Here is a 21,899-nt window from a genome sequence, read left to right on the forward strand (position 1 = left end):
AATCATTCCGAACGCGAAAAAAAACCCGGGACGAGCCCGGGCTTTTGCGATTACGGCGGATAAGCACCCTTTTAACGGGTCAAATCATCAAAGAATTTTTTCACACCGTCGAAAAAGCTTTTCGAACGCGGGCTGTTTTTCTCCCCCGTCGGGCCGCCAAAACTTTCCTGCAGCTCTTTCAGCAAATGTTTCTGCTTGTCGTTGAGGCCGACCGGCGTTTCCACCACCACGCGGCACAGCAGGTCGCCCTGCGCGCCGCCGCGGACGGATTTCACCCCTTTGCCGCGCATGCGGAACAGCTTGCCGGTCTGGGTCTCGCCAGGCACCTTCAGATTCACGCGACCGTCGAGGGTCGGCACTTCGATTTCGCCGCCCAGCGCCGCCATCGCAAAGTTGATCGGCACTTCGCAGTACAGGTTATTACCTTCACGCTCGAAGATAGCGTGCTGCTTCACCTGCACCTGAACGTACAGATCGCCTGCCGGCGCGCCGTGCTCGCCCGCTTCGCCTTCGCCAGCCAGACGAATGCGATCGCCGGTATCCACGCCCGCCGGGATTTTAACCGACAGCGTTTTGGTCTTCTCAACGCGACCGTGGCCATGACACTTGTTGCACGGATCTTTAATCAGCGTACCGCGGCCCTGACAGTGCGGACAGGTCTGCTGCACGGCAAAAAAGCCCTGGCGCATCTGCACCTGACCGGAACCGTGACAGGTCGGACAGGTCTGCGGCTGGGTTCCGGATTTCGCGCCGCTGCCGTGGCAAACGTCGCACTCTTCCAGCGTCGGAATGCGGATCTCTTTGGTGACGCCACGAACGGCCTCTTCCAGGGTAAGATCCATGTTATAGCGCAAATCGGCGCCGCGCGCCGCGCGCTGACGTCCGCGCCCACCGCCGAAGATATCGCCGAACACGTCGCCAAAGATATCGCTGAAGTCCGCGCCGCCGTTGAAGCCACCGCCAAATCCGCCGCCGCCCATACCGCCCTGTTCAAACGCGGCGTGGCCGTACTGATCGTAGGCCGCGCGCTTTTGCGCATCGGTCAGGATCTCATAGGCTTCCTTGATCTCTTTAAACTTGGCTTCAGCCTCTTTGTCACCCTGATTGCGGTCCGGGTGAAACTTCATCGCCAGGCGCTTGTAAGCCTTTTTGATTTCACGCTCTTCCGCTGTTTTGGAAACGCCCAAAATCTCGTAATAGTCTTTCTTCGCCATTTCTTTTAATAGCCCTTAACATGCGAGCACGGGCGTAGAGGTAAAAACCCCGACGCCCGTGCCAGTCTAATTACCCTGCATCAGGGCGATTATTTTTTATCTTTTACTTCTTCGAACTCCGCGTCGACAACATCGTCGTCTTTCGCGTTGTTCGCGGAAGCATCAGCGCCACCCGCCTGCTGCTGGGCGTGCTGCTGTTGAGCAATTTCCAGCAGTTTCTGGGAAGCCTGCGCCAGCGCCTGCATTTTCGCTTCGATATCCGCTTTGTCTTCGCCTTTCAGAGAAGTTTCCAGCGCGGTCAGTGCAGACTCGATAGCGGTTTTGTCTTCAGCCGGCAGTTTGTCGCCTGCTTCTTCAACCTGCTTACGAGTGCTGTGCAGCAGATGGTCGCCCTGGTTGCGGGTCTGCACCAGCTCTTCGAACTTACGGTCAGACTCAGCGTTCGCTTCCGCTTCGCGCACCATTTTCTGGATCTCTTCTTCGTTCAGACCTGAAGAAGCTTTGATGGTGATCTTCTGCTCTTTACCGCTGTTTTTGTCTTTCGCGGAGACGTGCAGGATACCGTCGGCATCGATGTCAAAAGTAACTTCGATCTGCGGCATACCGCGCGGCGCCGGGTTGATACCATCCAGGTTGAACTGACCCAGAGATTTGTTATCAGACGCACGTTTACGCTCACCCTGCAGCACGTGGATGGTTACCGCAGACTGATTGTCTTCAGCGGTAGAGAACACCTGGCTGTGCTTGGTCGGGATGGTGGTGTTTTTGTTGATCAGCGCCGTCATTACGCCGCCCATGGTTTCGATACCCAGCGACAGCGGGGTTACGTCGAGCAGCAGAACGTCTTTAACGTCACCGGTCAGTACGCCGCCCTGAACCGCAGCGCCGATAGCGACCGCTTCGTCCGGGTTAACGTCTTTACGCGGCTCTTTGCCAAAGAACTCAGCCACTTTCTTCTGCACCATCGGCATACGGGTCTGACCGCCGACGAGGATAACGTCGTTGATATCAGACACGGACAGGCCTGCATCCTGCAGCGCGACCTTCAGCGGCTCGATAGAACGGTTCACCAGGTCTTCAACCAGGCTTTCCAGTTTCGCGCGAGTCACTTTAATGTTCATGTGTTTCGGACCGGTGGCGTCTGCGGTGATGTACGGCAGGTTCACGTCGGTCTGCTGAGCGGAAGACAGCTCGATCTTCGCTTTCTCAGCGGCTTCTTTCAGGCGCTGCATCGCCAGCGGATCGTTGCGCAGGTCGATGCCCTGATCTTTCTTGAATTCGTCAACGAGGTAGTTGATCAGGCGCGTATCGAAGTCTTCGCCGCCCAGGTGGGTATCACCGTTGGTCGCCAGAACTTCAAAGGTTTTTTCGCCGTCAACTTCGTCGATTTCGATAATAGAGATATCGAAAGTACCGCCGCCGAGGTCGTAAACCGCGATAGTACGGTTGCCGACTTCTTTATCCAGGCCGTAAGCCAGCGCAGCAGCGGTCGGTTCGTTGATGATACGTTTGACTTCCAGACCCGCGATACGACCCGCGTCTTTGGTTGCCTGACGCTGCGCATCGTTGAAGTATGCCGGTACGGTGATAACGGCTTCAGTGACCGGCTCACCCAGGTAATCTTCTGCGGTTTTCTTCATTTTTTTCAGCACTTCAGCAGAGATCTGCGGCGGTGCCATTTTCTGACCTTTCACATCAAGCCATGCGTCGCCGTTGTCGGCGCCGATGATTTTGTACGGCATGATGGAAACATCGCGCTGAACTTCTTCGTCCTGGAAGCGGCGGCCAATCAGGCGTTTGATCGCAAACAGCGTGTTTTGCGGGTTTGTCACTGCCTGACGTTTAGCCGGCTGACCAACCAGAGTTTCACCATCCTGGGTATAAGCAATGATAGAAGGCGTGGTGCGATCGCCCTCGGCGTTCTCCAGCACACGTGCAGTAGTGCCATCCATAATCGCTACACAAGAGTTGGTAGTACCCAGGTCGATACCAATAATTTTACCCATCTAAACGTCTCCACTAAAAATTCGTCATCATGTGGTTGTGAACCTGTAATAAGGACGAAACGTGCGGTTTCAAGCTCCCTGAATCGTTTTTTTCCAGGCTCACCACTGCGGTTGGTTACAAGATGGGGTCGCAATACCGCCCATCAAGGGGCAACGCAAAAAATTTTTTGCTCTTTTTACGGTAAGCATCTAAATCCCCCGTCGCGTCAAGCCAGGCTGATGCATAAAAAATGTCTATTCCCCCTGCTTTGATCATAGACAGCCTTATTTGTCACGATTATGATGCCGCGCCCCGCCATTTCTAAGCGGCTGTGGGAAACATATTTCACCCTTTAAATGATGATTTTGAGGAATTATGGGCAACACTACGTTGGCTAATCCGGCTCCGCTGGGCTTAATGGGCTTCGGCATGACAACTATTCTGCTGAACCTGCATAACATCGGGCTGTTCCCGCTTGATGGCATTATCCTGGCGATGGGTATTTTCTACGGCGGTATCGCGCAGATCTTCGCAGGCCTGCTGGAATACAAGAAAGGCAATACCTTCGGTTTAACCGCCTTTACCTCTTACGGTTCTTTCTGGCTGACGCTGGTCGCTATCCTGCTGATGCCGAAAATGGGTCTGGCAGATGCGGCAAACGCGCACTTCCTGGGCGTCTACCTGGGCCTGTGGGGCGTATTCACGCTGTTTATGTTCTTCGGCACGCTGAAGGGCAACCGCGCGCTGCAGTTCGTCTTCCTGAGCCTGACCGTTCTGTTCGCCCTGCTGGCGATTGGCCACCTGGCGGATAACGAAGGCATCGTCCACGTTGCAGGCTGGATCGGTCTGGTTTGCGGCGCCAGCGCTATTTACCTGGCGATGGGTGAAGTGCTGAACGAGCAGTTTGGCCGCACCGTGCTGCCGATTGGTGAAAAACACTAAGCGCTTTTTGTTTCGTGCCCGCCTGCGGGCACGAATTTTCAGCCTCTTCCCTGCCGCCCGCCTCCCTGGCATCACGCCGTAATTTTCTCCTGCGTCGTCAACAGCCCCTGTGATTTACGCAGCCACAGCCCCAGCGACAGCCCGACCAGCGACAGGGCCGCGACGTACCACGCGGGCGCCATCGGCGATACGTTCATCAGCAGCGTCACCGCAATCGGCGTCAGGCCGCCGAAAATGGCATAGGAGACGTTATAAGAGAAGGAGATGCCGGTAAAGCGAACCGCCGCCGGAAACGCCCGCACCATCACGTACGGCACTGCGCCCACGACGCCGACGCACAGCCCGACCAGGCCGTACAAGAGGAACAGGTATTCAGGGTGCGAACCGGCCAGATGGTAGAACGCCCAGCTTGAGGCCGCCAGCAGCAGGCTACCGACGATAAACGTCCGGCTGGCGCCGTATTTGTCCGCCGCCACCCCGGCAATCAGACAGCCCAAACACAGCATAACGGTCGCGACGCTGTTGGCCTGCAGCGTCAGCGCCGGCGCTAAACCGTACTGTTTTTGCAGCCATACCGGCGACATCAGAATCACCACCACAATGCCCGCGGACAGCAGCCAGGTCAGCAGCATCGACACCGCTACCGCCCGCTGATGCTTAAGCACTACCGCTTTCACCGGCAGCTCCTGCGCCAGCGCTTTGCGCTGCTGCATTTCGAGGAAAACCGGCGTTTCCTGCAGCCAGCGGCGCAGGTACATCGCCAGCAGGCCAAACGCGCCGCCCAGCAGGAACGGAATGCGCCAGCCGCCGTCGTGAATCGCCTGCGGCGTCAGGCTGGTATTGATAAGCGTCGCCACCACCGAGCCGAGCAGAATGCCCACCGTCAGCCCCGCCGTCAGCGTGCCGCAGGCTACGCCTGTCCGTCGCGTAGGCACATGCTCCGCCACGAAAACCCAGGCGCCCGGCACTTCGCCGCCGATGGCCGCCCCCTGGAGGATACGCATCATCAGCAGCAGCAGCGGCGCCGCGAGGCCGACAGAGGCATACACCGGCAGCAGGCCCATCGCCAGCGTCGGCACCGCCATCAATAAGATGCTCAGGGTAAACATCTTCTTACGGCCCACGAGATCGCCAAAGTGAGCCATGATGATGCCGCCAAGCGGGCGCGCCAGGTAGCCTGCCGCGAAGATGCCGAACGTCTGCACCTGGCGCAGCCATTCCGGAATATCCGCCGGGAAGAAAAGATCGCCGACTACCGCCGCGAAGAAGACGAAGATGATGAAATCATAAAACTCCAGCGCGCCGCCTAATGCCGCGAGCGTCAGCGTTTTATAATCCTGTCGGTTCAGAGGTCGGGAAGAGTGTGACATAACGGGTCGCTTGTTTTGTTTGGTTTACACGTATCGTAAAGAAAAAATTACCATACCGTAAATCACGCCACAAACCACCGGCAAAACAGGTTATGTCACAGATCTATCATCTTTAGGAGATTGTTTCGCGACGGGCGCTTTTCGGGCGAAAAGCTGCTACCACCTGCGGGTCGGTTTCAAGGTATGGCCCGTCCAGCAGCTGTACACAATAAGGTACACTTGCAAAGATGCCGTGAACCACCACGTTCCCCTCCGCGTCCTTAACCCCCTCCAGCGTTTCCTGGATAGATTTCGGCTGCCCGGGCAGGTTAAGGATCAGCGCCTGTTTACGAATAACGCCCACCTGGCGGGACAAAATCGCCGTCGGCACAAAATGCAGGCTTATCTGGCGCATCTGCTCGCCAAACCCCGGCATCTCGCGATCGGCAACGGCCAGCGTCGCATCCGGCGTCACGTCACGACGCGCGGGCCCGGTGCCGCCGGTCGTCAGCACCAGATGACAGCTCATTTCATCCACCAGCTCGCACAGGGTCTGCTCAATAACCGGCTGCTCGTCTGGGATCAGGCGGGTCTCGAGGACAAATGGCGTCGTCAGCGCGCGCGTCAGCCAGGCCTCAAGCGCCGGGATCCCTTTATCCTGATAAACACCACTGGATGCGCGGTCAGAAATGGACACTAAGCCGATACGTAATGTGTTCATATGAATTCCGTTTAAGAGATGCGTTTAAACAGAATGATACACTGCGAAAGGAGCGACAGACAGTTTTCGAAGGGAGTAGCGTGACCGGAAGCCCGGCCACGCCAAATGATTACAGCAGATCGCCGATCATTTTTTCCAGTTTTTCCTGGTCGATGGCAAACTTGCGGATACCTTCCGCCAGCTTGTCTACCGCCATCGGATCCTGGTTGTGCTGCCACAGGAACTGGGATTCGGTGATGCGTTCCGGGCGCGCTTTCACTTCACCGGTGTAAACCAGCTTACGCTCAATGGCGCCCTGCGCTTCAGATAGCTCTTTGAGCAGCGCCGGGGCGATAGTCAGACGATCGCAGCCTGCCAGCTCGAGAATTTCGCCGACGTTACGGAAGCTTGCGCCCATGACGACGGTCTCGTAGCCGTGCTCTTTGTAATAGCTGTAGATTTCAGAAACGGAAACCACGCCCGGATCTTCCGCTGGCGCGTATTCTTTCTTGTCGGTGTTGGTTTTGTACCAGTCGAGGATACGGCCAACAAACGGAGAAATCAGGAATACGCCCGCTTCCGCACAGGCGCGCGCCTGGGCGAAGGAGAACAGCAGCGTCAGGTTACAGTTGATGCCTTCTTTTTCCAGCTGCTCGGCAGCGCGGATGCCCTGCCAGGTGGAGGCCAGCTTGATAAGGATGCGATCGTTGCCGATACCTGCATCGTTGTACAGCTTGATCAGGCGCTTCGCTTTGGCGATAGAGCCTTCGGTGTCGTAGGACAGACGCGCGTCAACTTCGGTAGAAATACGGCCCGGGATCAGCTTGAGGATTTCCAGACCAATGTTCACCGCCAGCTTATCGGTAGCGTCAACCACCTGCTGAGCGCGGGAGCTGCTCTGGCCACGCGCCCAGACGATAGCGTCATCAATCAGCTTACGGTATTCAGGAATCTGGGCGGCACCAAGGATCAGTGAAGGGTTGGTTGTCGCATCCTGAGGCTGATACAGCTTCATTGCTGCGATGTCTCCGGTGTCAGCCACTACGGTTGTGTACTGACGCAGGGAGGTCAATTTATCCGTCATGATAGTGTTTCTCTTTAAACAGCTGTTAGGGGGATGTAACCGGTCTGCCACGATGATATCACGCCCCGGTGCCAGCGCAACCGCAGACGGCCAGAGAGCGCAGAGTATGATAAACTGAGAGGATATTTTCTGGGCCCGTTAATGGACTGTCTGGAAGTGGTAACGCTTACACGGGCTAATGGCATTCCGATGGAGACGTTTAATGCCTGAATTTTTATCCTTTATCAATGACATACTCTGGGGCTCGGTAATGATTTACCTGCTGCTCGGCGCCGGAGTATGGTTCACCTGGCGGACGGGGTACATTCAGTTTCGCTACCTTCGCCAGTTTGGCAAAAGTCTGAAAAGCAGCATTACGCCGCAGTCCAGCGGACTGAGCGCCTTCCAGGCGCTGTGCACCAGCCTGGCGGCGCGGGTCGGCAGCGGCAACCTGGCCGGCGTCGCGCTGGCGATCACCGTCGGCGGTCCGGGCGCCGTATTCTGGATGTGGGTGTCGGCGATTATCGGTATGGCCACCTCATTTGCCGAGTGCTCGCTGGCGCAGCTGTACAAAGAGCGCGACGCCAGCGGTCAGTTTCGCGGCGGCCCGGCCTGGTACATGTCCCGCGGTCTCGGCATGCGCTGGATGGGGGTGGTGTTTTCGATATTCCTGCTGCTGGCCTACGGCCTTATCTTCAACACCGTCCAGGCAAACTCCATTTCGCACGCCATGCGCTATGCCTTCCATCTGCCGGAGGCTATCACCGGCGCGGCGCTGGCGCTGCTCACGCTGGTCGTCATCGTGCGCGGACTGCGCGGCGTCGCGCGGCTGATGCAGTGGCTGGTGCCCGTCATGCTGCTACTGTGGGTAGTTGTCAGCCTGATCGTCAGCGTCTGGCACATTGGCGAAATTCCCGCGGTTATCAGCAAAATCGTCCGCTGCGCCTTTGGCTGGCAGGAGGCCGCCGCGGGCGCCGTGGGGTATACCGTCAGCCAGGCGCTGACCAGCGGTTTTCAGCGCGGAATGTTCTCTAACGAAGCGGGGATGGGCTCCACGCCCAACGCGGCGGCAACGGCGGTCTCCTCACCGCCGCATCCTGCGGCGCAGGGCATTGTGCAGATGATAGGCGTCCTCACGGATACCATGATCGTCTGTACGGCGACGGCCATGGTGGTGCTGCTTGCCGGATACAGCACTGAACACCCCGCCAACGGCATTCAACTGGTGCAACAGGCGATGACGCATTTTGCCGGCAGCTGGGGTTCGCCGTTCGTCGCCGGTATCGTCCTGCTGTTCGCCTTCACCTCTATTGTGGCGAACTATATCTATGCTGAGAATAACCTGATTTACCTGCGCCTCAACACGCCGCGCAACGTCTGGCTGCTGCGCGTCGTTACGCTGCTGATGGTGATGGCGGGCACGCTGATGAGCCTGCCGGTGGTCTGGCAGCTGGCGGACATTATTATGGCGCTGATGGCCATCACCAACCTGACGGCAATCCTCCTGCTTTCGCCGGTGGTTAAGATCATCGCCGGCGACTATCTGCGGCAGCGAAAGCTGGGGGTGAAACCGGTGTTCAATCCTGCGCGCTATCCGGAGATTGAGCAGCAGCTGGCGCCGGGAAGCTGGGATGATGACGCTCGCCAATAGCAGCTATCGCTCCCTTCGCGGTCGTTTTTTGGTAAAGTCGGGGAAAAATTCCCGCAAGGACTGGATATGCTGATTCTGATTTCACCTGCAAAAACGCTGGACTACCAAAGCCCGCTGGCCACCACCCGCTATACGCACCCGGAGCTGCTGGACTACTCCCAGCAGCTGATTACCGAAGCGCGTAAGCTGTCGACGCCGCAGATAGCCACCCTGATGAGCATCAGCGACAAGCTGGCGAGCCTGAACGCCACCCGTTTCCACGAATGGCAGCCGGACTTCACCCCGCAAAACGCGCGTCAGGCGATCCTCGCGTTTAAAGGCGACGTCTACACCGGGCTGCAGGCCGAAGAGTTCAGCGATGCGGATTTTGATTTCGCCCAGACGCATCTGCGGATGCTTTCCGGGTTGTACGGCGTGCTGCGCCCGCTGGACTTAATGCAGCCCTACCGCCTTGAGATGGGCATTCGCCTGGAGAATGCCAAAGGCAAAGATCTGTACCACTTCTGGGGCGACGTCATTACCGACAAGCTGAACGAAGCGCTGAAGGCGCAGGGCGACGATATCATCGTCAACCTGGCGTCCGATGAATACTTCAAATCGGTGAAGCCGAAGAAGCTGCAGGGCCGCATCATCAAGCCGGTCTTCCTCGACGAGAAAAACGGCAAATTCAAGGTCATTAGCTTCTACGCCAAAAAGGCGCGGGGGCTGATGAGCCGCTATATCATTGAAAATCGCCTGACGACGCCGGAGCAGCTAACCGGGTTTAACAGCGAAGGCTATTTCTTTGATAAAGAGGCATCGGTAAAAGACGAACTGGTGTTTAAACGCCACGCGCAGTAGGCGGTTGCCCTCCCCCGGGCGGGAGAGGGCGAGAAGTACTGTCAGTGCTGGGAGTCGCCATCGCCGTGGCGATCGTGATACTCGCCACGATCGTCATGATCGCCGTGGTGATGCTTCCAGTGCTTATCCTCATGCTCATGCCAGTGGTTGTCACGCCACTCATAGTGATGCTCCCACCAGTCGCGATCGCGCCAGTGGTCCCCATCCCAGTAGTTGCCGTCGTGGTCTTGATCGCCAATTTGCAGCTTCACGGCCGGGATCAGGGTAATTTCAGAAGCATGCACCATTACCGGCGCCACCAGCATCATTGAAAGTGCGAGGAGAACGGGTTTCAGTGCAGACATAGGAGACTCCTTATCATCATTGCCCAATATGGGTCGATATAAGAAGATTACTCGCCAGAATCACGCTCCGTTATTCTCCGCAATCCTAATCTTGCGGCTACCGCATTTATTGATTATTCCTGCATCTTTTCTGTCGAAACGCGACATAATTTCTCCCCATTTCCCCCGGCCCGTCGACCGGAGGAAACAGAGAAATTACGCGTTGCGCATCATAAACTGACGCAGCGCGGCGAAATCAGCCAGCAGGTTGTGCGACAGCAGCGGCAGATCGGCGCGTTCGGCCAGCTCTTTTGGCAGCGACAGCGTCTGGCCAAGAATAGCCTCCACGCTCTCTTTGAACTTCGCCGGATGCGCGGTGCCGAGGAACAGCCCGTACTCGCCGGGCTGCAGCGCGTCGCGCAGCGCGCGATACGCCACCGCCGCATGCGGTTCAGAGGTGTAGCCCAGCGCCTGCAGCTCGCGCATGGTCGCTTTGGTGGTCTCATCGTCCACCGACGCGTAGCCGAGGTCCTTCAGGCGCCACACTTTACGGCGGAACAGCTCCTCCACCCGCGGCCAGTTGTTCGGCTGGCTGACATCCATCGCGTTTGACAGCGTGGCCTGCGTGGCTTTCGGCTTCCACTCGCCTTCCTGCAGGAAGCGCGGTACGGTGTCGTTGACGTTCGTCGCGGCGATAAAACGCTTCACCGGCAGCCCCAGCGACCGGGCAAGCAGCCCCGCCGTCAGATCGCCGAAGTTGCCGCTGGGCACCGAGATCACCAGCTGATTGCGCGCCTCTCGCGGCAGCTGCGCCACGGCTTCAAAGTAGTAGCAGATCTGCGCCAGCAGGCGGCTGATATTGATCGAGTTCGCGGAGTTCAGCCCCAGCGTCTGCTTCAGCTCTTCATCGTCGAAAGCCTGCTTCACCAGCGCCTGGCAGGCGTCGAAATCGCCGTCGATCGCGACGGTCTCAATATTGCCGCCCAGGGTACAGAACAGCTTCTCCTGCAGCGGACTGATTTTGCCGCGCGGATAGAGGATAACCACGCGGACATTCTTCAGGCCGTAGAAAGCATGCGCGACGGCCGCCCCGGTATCCCCTGACGTCGCCGTCAGGATTGTGACCGGCTTGTCCCCGCTGATGTGGGTCAGCATCTGCGCCATGAAGCGGCCGCCGAAGTCTTTAAACGCCAGCGTCGGCCCGTGGAACAGCTCAAGGCAGCCGACATCGGCCTGCACCTGGCTTACCGGCGCCGGGAAAGCAAACGCCGCCCGGACGCGGGCCTCCAGCTCGGCCGCCGGGATCTCATCGCCGATAAATGCGGAAAGGATCTTCGCGCTGCGGCTGACGAAATCCTGCTGCAGCATTTCGTCGACTTCGGTCAGGCTGAACTCCGGCAGATCGTGCGGGAAAAACAGCCCCTGACGCTTGCCTAAGCCCTGGGTGACGGCCCGCGCGAAGCTGACCTGCTCGTTGTGATCTTTTAAGTTATACAGTTTCATCAATTATCCCACTACGCGTGCGCCCGCCGTATCCAGCCGGCAAATATGAACAAAGCCTTCCTGATTTTGCAGATAGTGTTTACTGAGCCAGTCTGCGGCTCGTCGGGCGGTATCCGGGTTGTCGCACAGGGCGAACATCGTCGGACCGGAGCCGGAAATACCGCTCGCCACCGCGCCGATTTCCGCCACCGCCTGGCGCGCTTCGCTAAAGCCCGGCAGCAGTTTAGTACGGTAAGGTTCGGCGATAACGTCTTTCATCAGCGTAGCGGCAAGCGCCGGCTGGCGGCTGTAGCAGGCATGGATAAATCCGGCAAGATGACGACCGTGCGCAATGCAGTCCTGACGACGATACTGTGCCGGCAGAATAGCCCGCGCTTCGGCGGTTGACACCTTGATCCCCGGATAGGCCAGCACCCACAGCCACTCATCAAAGCCTGGCACCTGCTGGCTGATAATGCCGTTTTCTTCAATCATCAGCTGCATCCCGCCCAGATAGCAGGGCGCGACGTTATCGTAATGAATGCTGCCGGAAATCCGCCCTTCCAGCTCGCCCATCAGCGCCAGCATCCGGTGTTCGTTCAGCGGCTTGCCGCAGTGTTCGTTCATCGCCACCAGCGCGGCGACAACGGAACAGGCGCTGGAGCCGAGGCCGGAGCCAATCGGCATGTTCTTTTCCAGCGTCATGGCGACAGGCACGGTTTTGCCAATTTCCTGACAATAGCGCTCCCAGCACTGCCAGGCGATATTTTCTCGCGGATCGGACGGCAGCTTACTGGCAAAACGGCCAACGTTTTTCAGGCTGAAAACGTCCGCCGCCTCAACGCTGACGTTATCGCCAAGCAGCGTCCCGTCCACCGGCGCTACCGCCGCGCCCAGCACATCAAAACCAACGCTCATGTTGGCGCTGGAGGCCGGGGCATACACTTTAACCATCTTAGACTCCTAACTTCCATGACAGGGTACGCAGCAGATCGGCAAACACCCCGGCCGCCGTTACGTCGTTGCCTGCGCCGTATCCGCGCAGCACCAGCGGCAGCGGCTGATAATAATGACTATAGAAAGCCAGCGCGTTCTCGCCGTTCTTCACCTTATACAGCGGATCGTTGCTGTCCACTTCGGCTATCTTCACCCGGCATACGCCGTCGTCCTCGATATTACCGACGTAGCGCAGCACGTTGCCCTCATCGCGGGCTTTCGCCACCCGCGCGGCAAAGGCGTCGTTGAGCTGCGGCAAACGCGCCATAAAGCTGTCGGCGTCGCCGGAGGCGTCAAAGTCCTCCGGCAGTACGGATTCCACCACAATGTCGCTGAGCTCAAGCTGGCGGCCCGTCTCACGCACCAGGATCAGCAGCTTGCGCGCCACATCCATACCGGACAGGTCATCGCGCGGATCGGGCTCGGTGTAGCCCATTTCCCGCGCCAGCGTCGTCGCTTCCGACAGGCTCATCCCTTCATCCAGCTTGCCGAAAATAAACGACAGCGAACCGGAGAGAATGCCGGAGAAGCGCTGCAGCTCATCCCCTGCGCTGAGCAGGTTCTGCAGGTTCTCGATAACCGGCAGCCCCGCCCCGACGTTGGTGTCGTACAAAAACTTGCGGCGGGAGCCTGCGGCCGCCTGACGCAGTTCGTGATAGTAATTCATCGACGAGGTGTTCGCCTTTTTATTCGGCGTCACCACGTGGAAACCTTCACGCAGGAAATCCGCGTACTGATCGGCCACGGCCTGGCTTGAGGTGCAGTCCACGATCACCGGGTTCAGCAGATGATACTCTTTCACCAGACGAATCAGTCGGCCAAGGTTGAACGGTTCTTTCGCCTCTTCGAGCTCGCCGCGCCAGTTTTCCAGATTCAGACCGTGTACGTTGGTCAGCAGCGCCCGGGAGTTCGCGACGCCGCATACCCGCAGGTCGATATGCTTGTTCTTAAGCCAGCCCTGCTGGCGCTTGAGCTGTTCCAGCAGCGCGCCGCCCACGCCGCCCACGCCGATGACAAACACCTCAATCACCTGGTCGGTATTGAACAACATCTGATGCACCACGCGTACGCCGGTGGTCGCGTCGTCGTTGTTCACCACTACGGAAATGGAGCGCTCAGAGGAGCCCTGGGCAATCGCCACAATGTTGATATTGGCGCGCGCCAGCGCGGCAAAGAACTTGGCCGAGATGCCGCGCAGGGTGCGCATACCGTCGCCGACCACGGAGATAATGGCCAGCCGCTCCATGATAGACAGCGGCTCCAGCAGCCCCTCTTTCAGTTCGAGGTAAAACTCATCTTCCATCACCTTCTTCGCCCGCGGGCTGTCGCTTTGCGGCACGCAGAAGCTGATACTGTATTCGGAGGAGGACTGGGTAATCAGCACCACCGAAATCCCGGCGCGGGACATGGTGGCGAACACGCGCGCCGCCATCCCCACCATGCCCTTCATACCGGGGCCGGAGACGTTGAACATCGCCATGTTGTTAAGATTGGAGATCCCTTTCACCGGCAGGCCGTCTTCATCGCGGCTGGCGCCGATCAGCGTGCCCGGCGCCTGCGGGTTGCCGGTGTTTTTGATAAGACATGGGATCTGGAACTGGGCAATCGGCGAGATAGTCCGCGGGTGCAGCACCTTCGCGCCGAAGTAAGAGAGCTCCATCGCCTCCTGATAGGACATCGACTTCAGCAGTCGGGCATCGGGCACCTGGCGCGGGTCGCAGGTATACACGCCGTCAACGTCGGTCCAGATCTCGCAGCAGTCGGCGCGCAGGCAGGCGGCCAGCACCGCGGCGGAATAGTCGGAGCCATTGCGCCCCAGCACCACCAGTTCGCCTTTGTCGTTACCGGCGGTAAACCCGGCCATCAGCACCATGTGGTCAGACGGGATGTGGCTGGCGACGATACGGCGGGTTGATTCGGCGATATCGACCGTCGATTCCAGGTAATGCCCCACCGCCAGCAGCTTTTCGACCGGGTCGATGACGGTGACTTTGTGGCCGCGGGCCTCCAGCAGGCCGGCCATGATGGCGATAGACAGCTTTTCACCCCGGCAGATGAACGCCGCGTTGACGGCATCCGGGCACTGGCCTAACAGGCTAATGCCGTGCAGAACATGCTTAATCTGCGCGAATTCCTGAGCGACGACCGCCTTCAGCTGCGCGAGAGGAAAACCCGGCTGGGCATCGGCAAGCCCCTGAAGCAGTTCAGCGAAAATACGCTCGGCGTCGGCAATATTCACAAGAGCTTCCTGACCGCCGATGGTTTTTTCGATCATCGCGACCAGGTGGTTGGTGATTTTGGCCGGGGCAGAAAGCACGGTGGCGACCTGCCCCTGCCTGGCGTTGCTCTCCAGAATATCGGCAACACGCAGAAAGCGCTCTGCATTTGCCACTGATGTACCGCCGAACTTCAAGACTCGCATGGTTCTTACCCCTTGATTTTTGGTCGAAAAAAAAGCCCGCACTGTTCAGGTGCGGGCTTTTTTCTTTTTTTCCTGTACGCGTCAGCCCGCACCGATACCTGTGGTAATGGTGATGGTTGTAATAGTGGTAATCATGCTGATGCGAATCATGGATGTTGTGTGCTCTGTTATTTATCTGTCTGTGCTGTTCCCTATATTGGTTAAAGTATCTGCCGGGGTAAGTCAACGAATTTTTACATTGGTCACATTCCGTAACCACCCCGATTCCGGCTAACGCCGTCCTCATTTTTGACCAGATACCCCAATTCAGGCCCGCTAATGCAGAGTATCACCCCATAAATAAAATTTATGGCAGCATTTTACGCTGAGAGTTTTTTTTCGATATCGTGCAGCAAACGATGCAGCATGGCGGTATCCCGCTGCGCCAAAAGGCCGATCCGCTGCTGCAGCCAGTCGGCCAGCTTATGGTCATCGGCCACCTGTAACCGCGCCAGCAGCGCCTGGGTGCGCAGACGTAACGCCTGCAGCTGGTTTTCGTCGCCCCCGGCGACGGCGGTCGCCCTGTTTTGCGTCAGGGAAGAGAGCTGGTAGCAGTAAACCATCACCGCCTGACCGAGGTTCAGCGACGGGTAGTCGGCCACCATCGGAACGCCGGTCAGCACGTCGGCCAGCGCCAGTTCATCATTGGTTAAGCCTGAATCTTCACGGCCAAACACCAGCGCGGCGTGCTGCAGCCACTGCGATTTTTCCTCCAGCAGCGGCACCAGCTCCTGCGGCGTGGCGTAGTAGTGAAAGCGCGCGCGGCTGCGGGCGGTGGTGGCTATCGTAAAATCAACATCGTGCAGCGCCTCGGCCAGAGTAGCCCAGGTGGTGATGTTTTCGAGGATATCGCCGGCGCCGTGGGCCACCCGCTGCGCGCCGGGTTCGCGGTGCGCGACGCTGTCGACAATTCGCATTTCGGTAAAGCCCATGGTCTTCATGGCCCGGGCGGCAGCGCCGATATTTTCGGCTCTTGCTGGCGAAACCAGCACGATTGATAAGCGCATGTAATCTTCTCTTTTTAGCATTCAAACGGCAACAATGTGATGCACTTCAACATATTGCGCGGCGCGAATTTACTTAATTGCAACAAAAAACAGTGAAATGGCATTTCTTAACATATAAAAAGGATTAAACTATTCCCTAAGAATCCACCGAGGCGATATGTTAACAGAACTGATATATCCTTATGTTCTTAAATGGTATTTCAAAAAAGAGCAATGCGCATCCATTGGATTCATCGCATTTATCAGTTAATCTTCGCAACTAGTTGAGTTGTTGAAAAATTGTGACAATCGATAGCATTTAGATGCAATGATTTCACAAGACTGTTAACGTGCTACAATTGAACTTGATATATGTCAACGAAGCGTAGTTTTATTGGGTGTCAGACGTCACTTAGCCTGTTATGTTGCTGTTAAAATGGTTAGGATGACAGCCGTTTTTGACACTGTCGGGTCCAGAGGGAAAGTACCCACGACCAAGCTAATGATGTTGTTGACGTTGATGGAAAGTGCATCAAGAACGCAATTACGTACTTTAGTCATGTTACGCCGGTGATGTTAATTTACGACATGCATCAGGCAGGTCAGGGACTTTTGTACTTCCTGTTTCGATTTAGTTGGCAATTTAGGTAGCAAACATGCAGACCCCGCACATTCTTATCGTTGAAGACGAGTTGGTAACACGCAACACGTTAAAAAGTATTTTCGAAGCAGAAGGCTACGATGTTTTCGAAGCGACCGATGGCGCGGAAATGCATCAGATCCTTTCAGAAAATGATATCAATCTGGTGATTATGGATATCAATCTGCCAGGGAAAAACGGCCTTCTGCTGGCGCGCGAACTGCGCGAGCAGGCAAACGTCGCCCTGATGTTCCTTACCGGCCGTGACAACGAGGTAGACAAAATCCTCGGTCTGGAAATCGGTGCAGATGACTATATTACCAAGCCGTTCAACCCACGTGAACTGACGATTCGTGCGCGCAACCTGCTCTCCCGCACCATGAATCTGGGCACCGTGAGCGAAGAACGCCGCAGCGTTGAAAGCTACAAGTTCAACGGCTGGGAGCTGGACATCAACAGCCGCTCTCTGATCAGCCCGAACGGCGAGCAGTACAAGCTGCCGCGTAGTGAATTCCGCGCCATGCTGCACTTCTGCGAAAACCCGGGCAAGATCCAGTCCCGCGCGGAACTGCTGAAGAAAATGACCGGTCGCGAGCTGAAGCCGCATGACCGTACCGTTGACGTGACTATCCGCCGTATTCGTAAGCACTTCGAATCTACGCCGGATACCCCGGAAATCATCGCCACGATCCACGGCGAAGGTTACCGTTTCTGCGGCGATCTGCAGGAATAATCGCTTAACGCGCTTAACGAAAAAGGGCTGACATGCGTCAGCCCTTTTTTTATGCCCTGGTGCTAACGAGCGATACGGCGCGACCAGTCGCGGGTGAATACGGTCTCGCCGTTATGCTGTACCGTCATCTCGCCGCTGACGATAAAATGCGTCAGGTCGCTGCGCATCTCCAGCACAATGTCCGTTTCCGTCCACCAGCCCTCGCGGCCTATTTTCATGCTTTGCCTCAGCAGATAGTGGGCCGACAGCGGGTCCTGATTATGAACGGTCAGCTGGCGGCGCAGGCTGTGGTCGACGGTAGTATCGATATCGTCAAAGCGGTACACGCCTTCGCCGAACACGCCGCCAACGCCGTTGGTAATACTCTGCCAGCTATCGTTCACCACATCGTAATGCAGCTCGCGATCGACCCGCCCCGGCGACAGCACCGTAAGCGGCGTATTGGCGGCGCTTTCCGGCTGCGGGTTCGGCCCGGCTGAGGGCTGCACCTGGCGGCACACCGGCAGCTGCAAAGTCGCGCTCGCCAGATCCACATCGAGGGTGGCGGCCTCTGCCATCGGCCAGACCATCGGCCAGAAGGTGGTGGCCAGCGAGACGCGCAGGCGGTGCCCCGCGGCAAAGCGCCAGGCGATACCGTCAAGCTGCACCGCGACGCTGACCGGTTCCCCCGGCGTCAGCGGCACGTGCTGCTCCTGCCCGTGCAGATGGCTGAGGTTCACCCAGCCGTGGCTGACGCGCGTAGAAGCGCCATCCGGCGCCACATCGGACAGGCGTACGTACAGCATCGCCGCCGGCTTATCGCTCGCGAGCGTGACGCGAAACTGCGGGAAGCCGTAAATGCTCAGGCTCTCCTCCAGCGGCGCGCTGTCAAAGCTTTCGGCCATTCCGTCGTCCATACGCTGATCGCCGGGGCTTTCCCCCAGAACCCCCGCCCCCATCCATTCCCCGGCAAACAGGCCGTGGTTTTGCGGGCTGCAGATGGACTGCCGGGCGTTATGGGATAACGGCGCGGCCGCCAGCCTTCCGGGATGCAGATACCAGTGGCCGGGCGTTGTGACGTCGTCCGTATCGCCATCGACAGCCATCCACTCCCCCACCGCCTGCGGCCGCCGGGAGTCAGGCCGCTGGCTGTCGTTAAGCCAGACCTGCAGCCGCGGGCCGCGCATTGCGTCGTTATCCTGCTGCTTAAGCCAGCGATCCCACCAGCTGACCGCCTCCTGCAAAAAGCCAATCGCCGGCTCCGGCGTGCCGTCCTGCGGGTAGATATGCGCCCAGGGGCCGACGATCGCCCGGCGAGGTACCTCAAGATTATCCATCAGCCGGAAGATGGCGTTGCTGTAGGAGTCTGCCCAGCCGCCGACCGCCATTACCGGGCAGGTAATGGCCTGCCACTCCTCCCCTACCGAACCGTGCTTCCAGTAGGCGTCTTTTAACGGATGCTCCATCCACAGCTCCGGGAAAAAGGGCATGTTTTCCAGCCGCGCCAGCCAGTCCTTATACCAGCCTTCGCCCACCAGCTGCGGGTCCTGCGGACGGCTCTGGTAGGCCAGCATAATGCCGCCCCACCACAGGTTGTCGTTGAGCAGGCAGCCGCCTTTATAGTGAATATCGTCGTTGTAGCGGTCGTCCGTCGAACAGACGGTGATAATCGCTTTCAGCGCCGGGGGACGCCGCGCGGCGACCTGCAGCCCGTTAAACCCGCCCCAGGACTTGCCCATCATTCCGACCGCGCCGCTGCACCACGCCTGACGACTGATCCAGTCAATTACCTCCAGCGCATCATCCTGCTCCTGCAGCAGGTACTCATCGGCCAGCAGGCCATCGGAATCGCCGCTGCCGCGCATATCCACGCGCAGCACGGCATACCCATGACCGGCAAAATAGCCGTGCATCGGCTCATCGCGCGTGCGCGTGCCGTCGCGTTTACGGTAGGGAATGTACTCCAGTATGGCCGGAACCGGCTGCTGCGACGCCGATAACGGCAGCCACATCCGCGCGGCTAAACGGGTGCCATCGCTCAGGGTGATCCACAGGTGCTCGGTCACGCTGACGCTGTGGGGGAATTGCGTTATGAGAGTTTTCATGAGGCTCCTGCTATCGCATTTAGCTGGCGCTGACCCAGCACCTCGTCCAGCCAGGACGGGCGCATTTCCGGAACGGATGTCAGCAGTTTTTCGGTATAGCTGTGCATAGGCGCGCTGAATACCTGCCCGGTCGGCCCCTGCGCCACCACGTTGCCCTGATACATCACCGCCACCTGCTGGGCGATGCGCTTCACGGTGCTAAGGTCGTGGGTAATGAACAGATAGGAAAGCCCGAGCTGCTCCTGCAGGCGACGCAGCAGTTTCAGCACCTCTTCCGCCACCAGCGGATCGAGCGCCGACGTCGCCTCATCGCAAATGATCAGGTCCGGTTGCGCCGCCAGCGCCCGGGCGATGCAGATGCGCTGCTTCTGCCCGCCGGACAGCGAGCCAGGATAGCGGTCAATCAGGTAGTCCGGCAGCTCGGTCAGCTTCAGCAGCTCCACCACGCGTTCGCGCACCTGCTGCTTATTGAGGCCAAAGTAGAACGCCAGGGGACGCCCGATGGCCTCAAGCACGGTCTGCCGGGGATTAAGCGCGACGTCCGGCAGCTGGTAGATCATCTGAATGCGCCGCAGGGTCTCTTTATCACGCTGCTGGTAGCGGTTCGCCAGCGTCTGCGAGGCGAAGGTCACCGTACCCCGGGTGTCCGCCAGCAGGCCGCACAGGGCGCGAGCCAGGGTGCTCTTTCCGCTACCGGACTCGCCGATAATCGCCAGCGTCTCTCCTTTAGCGATCCGCAACGACACGTCGTGGACCACGGTTTTACCGCTGTAGCCGGTGGACAGGCGGTCGATAGCCAGTAATTGGCCTTCCGGCCTGTTTTCCGCATGCACCGCCGTCAGCGCATGCTCCCGTTCCGACACCAGCCGCTGCGTGTAGCTCTCCTGCGGGTGCTGCAGGATATCGGCGGTCAGGCCGCTTTCAACCTCGATCCCCTGGCGCAGCACCATGATGCGATCGGCGATTTGCGCCACAACGGCCAGGTCATGGGTGATATACAGCGCGGCAGTATTAAATTCCCTGACCAGTTTGCGCAGCATCACCAGCACTTCGATTTGCGTCGTCACGTCCAGCGCGGTGGTCGGCTCGTCCAGGACCAGAACATCGGGTTTGCAGGACATCGCCATCGCCGCCATCGCGCGCTGCAGCTGGCCGCCGGAGAGCTGGTGCGGGTAACGCTGGCCAATCGTCTCCGGCTGCGGGAGATCCAGCGCCCGGAACAGCGTCACCGCCCACGCCCGCGCTTCGCTTTCCTTCATCAGTCCGTGGCGCAGCGGCCCTTCGCAGACCTGCGCGCCGATGGTCAGCGCCGGATTAAACGCCGCCGCCGCGCTCTGGGCGACGTAGGCCACCCGTTTGCCGCGAAACTCGCGCTTTGCCTTGCTGGAAAGCGGCACGATGTCCTGACCGGCAATACGCACCTCGCCGCCCGCAATGCGGCAGCCTGGCCGCGCATAACCCAGCGCGGCAAGACCGATGGTGGATTTCCCCGCCCCTGATTCGCCGATAAGCCCCAGCACTTCGCCGGGCATCAGGTCAAAGGAGATCCCCTTGACCAGCGGCAGCCCTTGTTCAGTGTCGATACGTAAATCACGCATCTGCAGAATCGGTTGTGTCATCCCTCTTCCCCCAGCGAAAGGTTATTACGCGCCAGCAGCCAGTCGACCACCAGATTGACGCCTATCGTCAGCAGCGCGATGGCGGCGGCGGGATAGAGCGGCGCCAACTGGCCGAAGTTGATGGCCTGCGCGTTGTCGCGCACCATGCTGCCCCAGTCCGCCCAGGGCGGCTGAATGCCCAGCCCAAGAAAGCTCAGCCCGGCGATAAACAGAAACGTAAAGCAAAAGCGCATCCCGAACTCCGCCAGCAGCGGCGGCATCGCGTTGGGCAGAAACTCCTTACGCACTATCCACCACAGCCCCTCGCCCCGCAGGCGCGCCGCCTCGACATACTCCAGGCAGACGATGCCCTGCGCCACCAGTCGCGCCAGACGAAACACCCGGGTGGCGTCCAGCAGCGCGATCGTCCCCACCAGCACCGGAATGGAGGTGCCCAGCACCGACAGCACAATCAGCGCCAGGATCAGAACCGGAATCGACATCAGCGTATCGACGACGCGCGTCAACGCCACATCCACCCAGCGGCCGTATATGGCGGCGGTAAAGCCGGTAATAATGCCCACTACAAAAGAAATGGCGGTGATCGCCAGCGCAATCGCGATGGTAGTGCGCGCGCCAAACAGGATGCGCGACAGCATGTCGCGGCCAAGGCTGTCGGTGCCGAACGGCAGCGCGCTGGACGGCAGCATCCAGATATCCCCGACCTGCGCCGTTTCGCTATGCGGCGCCAGCCACGGCGCAAACAGCGCGGCGGCCAGGTTGATAGCGATAATCGCCATACCTAACATCGCCGACAGCGGCACCGTGCGAATGTTGACCTTTTTCATTGC

Annotated in this window: 19 protein-coding genes and 1 other annotated feature; of the genes, 4 read left to right on the forward strand and 15 right to left on the reverse strand. The window is 58.7% G+C overall.

The window, feature by feature from the left end:
* Positions 1 to 71 precede the first annotated feature (71 nt).
* A complete protein-coding gene (gene dnaJ, locus ENTCL_RS18505; protein ID WP_013367669.1) occupies positions 72 to 1,214 on the reverse strand; it encodes a molecular chaperone DnaJ in 1,143 nt (380 codons plus the stop codon).
* Between the two features lie 89 nt (positions 1,215 to 1,303).
* Positions 1,304 to 3,220 (reverse strand): molecular chaperone DnaK, encoded by a 1,917-nt coding sequence (dnaK, locus tag ENTCL_RS18510; RefSeq protein WP_013367670.1) that lies wholly within the window; start codon positions 3,218 to 3,220, stop codon positions 1,304 to 1,306.
* A 355-nt stretch (positions 3,221 to 3,575) separates the two neighbouring features.
* On the opposite strand from dnaK, the gene satP reads away from it, so the two are divergent.
* Positions 3,576 to 4,142: an acetate uptake transporter gene (gene satP, locus ENTCL_RS18515; protein ID WP_013367672.1), complete on the forward strand. Its 567-nt coding sequence runs from the start codon at positions 3,576 to 3,578 to the stop codon at positions 4,140 to 4,142.
* 71 nt (positions 4,143 to 4,213) lie between these two features.
* On the opposite strand, the gene ENTCL_RS18520 is transcribed toward satP, so the two are convergent.
* The 3 genes from ENTCL_RS18520 to tal all read right to left on the reverse strand — a co-directional run bounded on the left by ENTCL_RS18520 (position 4,214) and on the right by tal (position 7,275).
* The gene (locus tag ENTCL_RS18520) at positions 4,214 to 5,512 is read right to left on the reverse strand and encodes an MFS transporter (protein ID WP_013367673.1); all 1,299 of its coding nucleotides are present in this window, start codon (positions 5,510 to 5,512) and stop codon (positions 4,214 to 4,216) included.
* A 112-nt stretch (positions 5,513 to 5,624) separates the two neighbouring features.
* Positions 5,625 to 6,212 carry a molybdopterin adenylyltransferase gene (gene mog / locus ENTCL_RS18525; RefSeq protein WP_013367674.1) on the reverse strand — a complete coding sequence of 196 codons (588 nt, stop codon included), beginning with the start codon at positions 6,210 to 6,212 and terminating at the stop codon, positions 5,625 to 5,627.
* Between the two features lie 109 nt (positions 6,213 to 6,321).
* Positions 6,322 to 7,275: a transaldolase gene (gene tal, locus ENTCL_RS18530; protein ID WP_013367675.1), complete on the reverse strand. Its 954-nt coding sequence runs from the start codon at positions 7,273 to 7,275 to the stop codon at positions 6,322 to 6,324.
* A 202-nt stretch (positions 7,276 to 7,477) separates the two neighbouring features.
* Between tal and ENTCL_RS18535 the strand changes: the two genes are divergently transcribed.
* Both ENTCL_RS18535 and yaaA read left to right on the forward strand, forming a co-directional pair.
* On the forward strand, positions 7,478 to 8,905 hold the full coding sequence (locus ENTCL_RS18535) for an alanine/glycine:cation symporter family protein (protein WP_013367676.1): 1,428 nt from the start codon (positions 7,478 to 7,480) through the stop codon (positions 8,903 to 8,905).
* Between the two features lie 66 nt (positions 8,906 to 8,971).
* Positions 8,972 to 9,745 carry a peroxide stress protein YaaA gene (gene yaaA, locus ENTCL_RS18540; protein WP_013367677.1) on the forward strand — a complete coding sequence of 258 codons (774 nt, stop codon included), beginning with the start codon at positions 8,972 to 8,974 and terminating at the stop codon, positions 9,743 to 9,745.
* Positions 9,746 to 9,786: 41 nt separating this feature from the next.
* On the opposite strand, the gene ENTCL_RS18545 is transcribed toward yaaA, so the two are convergent.
* The 7 genes from ENTCL_RS18545 to yjjY all read right to left on the reverse strand — a co-directional run bounded on the left by ENTCL_RS18545 (position 9,787) and on the right by yjjY (position 16,554).
* Positions 9,787 to 10,089 (reverse strand): DUF2502 domain-containing protein, encoded by a 303-nt coding sequence (locus tag ENTCL_RS18545; protein WP_013367678.1) that lies wholly within the window; start codon positions 10,087 to 10,089, stop codon positions 9,787 to 9,789.
* 195 nt (positions 10,090 to 10,284) lie between these two features.
* Complete coding sequence (thrC, locus tag ENTCL_RS18550) at positions 10,285 to 11,571, reverse strand: threonine synthase (protein WP_013367679.1); 1,287 nt, start codon at positions 11,569 to 11,571, stop codon at positions 10,285 to 10,287.
* Positions 11,572 to 11,574: 3 nt separating this feature from the next.
* Positions 11,575 to 12,504 carry a homoserine kinase gene (thrB, locus tag ENTCL_RS18555; RefSeq protein WP_013367680.1) on the reverse strand — a complete coding sequence of 310 codons (930 nt, stop codon included), beginning with the start codon at positions 12,502 to 12,504 and terminating at the stop codon, positions 11,575 to 11,577.
* Position 12,505: 1 nt separating this feature from the next.
* Complete coding sequence (thrA, locus tag ENTCL_RS18560) at positions 12,506 to 14,968, reverse strand: bifunctional aspartate kinase/homoserine dehydrogenase I (protein ID WP_013367681.1); 2,463 nt, start codon at positions 14,966 to 14,968, stop codon at positions 12,506 to 12,508.
* Between the two features lie 25 nt (positions 14,969 to 14,993).
* Positions 14,994 to 15,111 (reverse strand) — a sequence feature (Thr leader region).
* Positions 15,050 to 15,118: a thr operon leader peptide gene (thrL, locus tag ENTCL_RS23800; protein ID WP_157865609.1), complete on the reverse strand. Its 69-nt coding sequence runs from the start codon at positions 15,116 to 15,118 to the stop codon at positions 15,050 to 15,052. Its footprint overlaps the feature before it by 62 nt.
* 209 nt (positions 15,119 to 15,327) lie before the next feature.
* Positions 15,328 to 16,014, reverse strand: a complete 687-nt coding sequence (locus tag ENTCL_RS18565) for a tRNA/rRNA methyltransferase (RefSeq protein WP_013367682.1) — start codon at positions 16,012 to 16,014, stop codon at positions 15,328 to 15,330.
* 399 nt (positions 16,015 to 16,413) lie between these two features.
* A complete protein-coding gene (yjjY, locus tag ENTCL_RS23805; protein ID WP_001541509.1) occupies positions 16,414 to 16,554 on the reverse strand; it encodes a YjjY family protein in 141 nt (46 codons plus the stop codon).
* A gap of 95 nt (positions 16,555 to 16,649) precedes the next feature.
* Here yjjY and arcA point away from each other — a divergent pair, with 95 nt between their 5' ends.
* The gene (gene arcA / locus ENTCL_RS18570) at positions 16,650 to 17,366 is read left to right on the forward strand and encodes a two-component system response regulator ArcA (RefSeq protein ID WP_013367683.1); all 717 of its coding nucleotides are present in this window, start codon (positions 16,650 to 16,652) and stop codon (positions 17,364 to 17,366) included.
* 62 nt (positions 17,367 to 17,428) lie between these two features.
* On the opposite strand, the gene ENTCL_RS18575 is transcribed toward arcA, so the two are convergent.
* Genes ENTCL_RS18575 through ENTCL_RS18585 form a run of 3 tightly spaced genes read right to left on the reverse strand, consistent with a single transcriptional unit; the run spans position 17,429 to position 21,896 of the window.
* Entirely contained in the window at positions 17,429 to 19,450 is a 2,022-nt protein-coding gene (locus ENTCL_RS18575) for a CocE/NonD family hydrolase (protein WP_013367684.1), read from the reverse strand.
* The gene (locus tag ENTCL_RS18580) at positions 19,447 to 21,069 is read right to left on the reverse strand and encodes an ABC transporter ATP-binding protein (protein ID WP_013367685.1); all 1,623 of its coding nucleotides are present in this window, start codon (positions 21,067 to 21,069) and stop codon (positions 19,447 to 19,449) included. The genes ENTCL_RS18575 and ENTCL_RS18580 overlap by 4 nt, the downstream gene beginning before the upstream one ends.
* Entirely contained in the window at positions 21,066 to 21,896 is an 831-nt protein-coding gene (locus ENTCL_RS18585; RefSeq protein ID WP_013367686.1) for an ABC transporter permease, read from the reverse strand. The genes ENTCL_RS18580 and ENTCL_RS18585 overlap by 4 nt, the downstream gene beginning before the upstream one ends.
* Positions 21,897 to 21,899: the final 3 nt, after the last annotated feature.

Origin of the sequence: [Enterobacter] lignolyticus SCF1, from assembly GCF_000164865.1 — a bacterium.
GTDB lineage: Bacteria > Pseudomonadota > Gammaproteobacteria > Enterobacterales > Enterobacteriaceae > Enterobacter_B > Enterobacter_B lignolyticus.

What these genes read in the sequence shown, in the direction of transcription:
- ENTCL_RS18585 (WP_013367686.1), bottom strand. Translation starts at nt 21,896, where the DNA reads ATGAAAAAGGTCAACATTCGCACGGTGCCGCTGTCGGCGATGTTAGGT.
- yjjY (WP_001541509.1), bottom strand. Translation starts at nt 16,554, where the DNA reads ATGACTAAAGTACGTAATTGCGTTCTTGATGCACTTTCCATCAACGTC.
- ENTCL_RS18520 (WP_013367673.1), bottom strand. Translation starts at nt 5,512, where the DNA reads ATGTCACACTCTTCCCGACCTCTGAACCGACAGGATTATAAAACGCTG.
- yaaA (WP_013367677.1), top strand. Translation starts at nt 8,972, where the DNA reads ATGCTGATTCTGATTTCACCTGCAAAAACGCTGGACTACCAAAGCCCG.
- satP (WP_013367672.1), top strand. Translation starts at nt 3,576, where the DNA reads ATGGGCAACACTACGTTGGCTAATCCGGCTCCGCTGGGCTTAATGGGC.
- thrB (WP_013367680.1), bottom strand. Translation starts at nt 12,504, where the DNA reads ATGGTTAAAGTGTATGCCCCGGCCTCCAGCGCCAACATGAGCGTTGGT.
- dnaK (WP_013367670.1), bottom strand. Translation starts at nt 3,220, where the DNA reads ATGGGTAAAATTATTGGTATCGACCTGGGTACTACCAACTCTTGTGTA.
- ENTCL_RS18535 (WP_013367676.1), top strand. Translation starts at nt 7,478, where the DNA reads ATGCCTGAATTTTTATCCTTTATCAATGACATACTCTGGGGCTCGGTA.
- dnaJ (WP_013367669.1), bottom strand. Translation starts at nt 1,214, where the DNA reads ATGGCGAAGAAAGACTATTACGAGATTTTGGGCGTTTCCAAAACAGCG.
- ENTCL_RS18565 (WP_013367682.1), bottom strand. Translation starts at nt 16,014, where the DNA reads ATGCGCTTATCAATCGTGCTGGTTTCGCCAGCAAGAGCCGAAAATATC.
- ENTCL_RS18580 (WP_013367685.1), bottom strand. Translation starts at nt 21,069, where the DNA reads ATGACACAACCGATTCTGCAGATGCGTGATTTACGTATCGACACTGAA.
- arcA (WP_013367683.1), top strand. Translation starts at nt 16,650, where the DNA reads ATGCAGACCCCGCACATTCTTATCGTTGAAGACGAGTTGGTAACACGC.
- ENTCL_RS18545 (WP_013367678.1), bottom strand. Translation starts at nt 10,089, where the DNA reads ATGTCTGCACTGAAACCCGTTCTCCTCGCACTTTCAATGATGCTGGTG.
- ENTCL_RS18575 (WP_013367684.1), bottom strand. Translation starts at nt 19,450, where the DNA reads ATGAAAACTCTCATAACGCAATTCCCCCACAGCGTCAGCGTGACCGAG.
- thrA (WP_013367681.1), bottom strand. Translation starts at nt 14,968, where the DNA reads ATGCGAGTCTTGAAGTTCGGCGGTACATCAGTGGCAAATGCAGAGCGC.
- mog (WP_013367674.1), bottom strand. Translation starts at nt 6,212, where the DNA reads ATGAACACATTACGTATCGGCTTAGTGTCCATTTCTGACCGCGCATCC.
- tal (WP_013367675.1), bottom strand. Translation starts at nt 7,275, where the DNA reads ATGACGGATAAATTGACCTCCCTGCGTCAGTACACAACCGTAGTGGCT.
- thrC (WP_013367679.1), bottom strand. Translation starts at nt 11,571, where the DNA reads ATGAAACTGTATAACTTAAAAGATCACAACGAGCAGGTCAGCTTCGCG.